A 1856-nucleotide genomic window follows, 5' to 3' on the forward strand; every position below is an offset into this window, starting at 1 on the left:
TGCCGGATGACGCGCTGCTGCGAGGGTCCGTTCGGGGCGGTCAGGCCGTTGCTCGCACCGTCCTGGTTGACCGCCGTACCGCGGATCACGGCCAGCACGGGGTGTCCGCGGCGGCGGGCGTCCGACAGGCGCTCGACGAGGAGCATGCCCGCGCCCTCGGCCGGGCTGAAGCCGTCGGCGTCGGCGGAGAAGGCCTTGCAGCGGCCGTCGGTGGACAGTCCGCGCTGCCGGCTGAACTCGATGAAGGTGCCGGGCGTGGACATGACCGTCACACCGCCCGCCAGGGCCATGGAGCATTCCCCGGCCCGCAGGGCCTGCACCGCGAGGTGCAGGGCCACCAGCGAGGCGGAGCAGGCGGTGTCGACGGTGACCGCCGGGCCTTCGAGCCCGAACACGTAGGAGAGGCGGCCCGAGACGACGCTGCCCGCGCTGCCCGTGGCCAGGTGGCCTTCGAGTCCTTCGGTGGCGGTGCCGCGCACGAGGTGGGAGTAGTCGGAGCCGTTGGTGCCGACGAAGACGCCGGACGGGGTGCCGCGCAGCGTCTCGGGGTCGATCCCGGCCCGCTCGAAGGCCTCCCAAGAGGTCTCCAGCAGCAGCCGCTGCTGCGGGTCCATGGCGAGGGCCTCACGCGGCGAGATCCCGAAGAACGCCGGGTCGAAGGAGGCCGCGTCGGAGAGGAAGCCGCCCTCACGGGTGTAGGAGGTGCCCTGGGCGTCGGGGTCGGGGTCGTACAGCGCCTCGACGTCCCAGCCGCGGTCCGCGGGGAACTCCGACAGGGCGTCCCCGCCGGAGGCCAGCAGCTGCCACAGCTGCTCGGGGCTGCGGACGCCGCCGGGGAAGCGGCAGCTCATCGCGACGACAGCGATGGGCTCGGCGTCGGCACCGGAACCGGCCGCCGTCGGCAGGGGTACGGCGGCCGCCGCGCTCTGACCGGCGAGTTCGGTCCGCAGGAACCGGGCGAGAACGGTGGGCGTCGGGTAGTCGAAGACGAGCGTGGGCGGCAGCTTGAGCCCGGCGGCCGCGTTCAGGCGGTTGCGCAGTTCGACGGAGGTCAGGGAGTCGAAGCCCAGTTCCTTGAAGGCCCGGCCCGCCTCGACGGCGTCCGGTCCGGCGTAGCCGAGGACGGCGGCGACGGCCGTACGGACCAGCTCCAGCAGCAGCCGCTCCTGTTCGGCCTCGGGCTGCCCGGCGAGTTGCCCCGCGAGCACGGCGGCGCTCCCGCTGTCCTCGGCGGCGTCGGTGCGGGCGCTGTCCATGACCTGCCGTGCCTCGGGGAGGTCATGCAGCAGGGGCCGGGTCCGGCCGGAGGTGAAGGCCAGGACGAAGCGCTTCCACTCCATGTCCGCGACGGTCAGGGTGGTCTCGTCGCGGTCCAGCGCGTACTGGAGGGCGGTGACGGCCCGCCCGGGGGCCATCTCGATGACGCCGTGGCGGCGCATGCGGTCACCGACGGCGCCTTCTGCCATGCCCCCGTCGCCCCACGGACCCCAGGCGAGGGAGGTCGCGGGCAGCCCGGCGGCGCGCCGGTACTCGGCGAAGGCGTCCAGGAAGGCGTTGCCCGGCGCGTAGTTGCCCTGTCCGGGCGCGCCGAAGGTGGCGGCGAAGGACGAGAACAGCACGAACGCCGACAGGTCGAGGTCACGGGTCAGCTCGTGCAGGTGGAGCGTGGCGTCCACCTTGACCCGCAGAACGCGCTCGACCTGGTCGGGGGTGAGGGCCTCGACGACGCCGTCGTCGAGGACGGCGGCCGTGTGCACGACGGCGGTCAGCGGCCGGTCGGCGGGGATGCCGGCGAGGAGCGCGGCGAGGGCGTCGCGGTCGCTGACGTCGCAGGCGGCGAGGGTGACCTCGGCGCC

1 protein-coding gene is annotated in these 1856 nt (G+C 74.2%); it reads right to left on the bottom strand.

What is annotated here, in order from left to right; all coding sequences use genetic code 11:
• Positions 1-1856 (bottom strand): type I polyketide synthase (locus AB0I68_RS38995; RefSeq protein WP_363182192.1); only part of this gene is annotated, 1856 nt, incomplete at both ends.

This window comes from Streptomyces sp. NPDC050448, assembly GCF_040655295.1.
GTDB lineage: Bacteria > Actinomycetota > Actinomycetes > Streptomycetales > Streptomycetaceae > Streptomyces.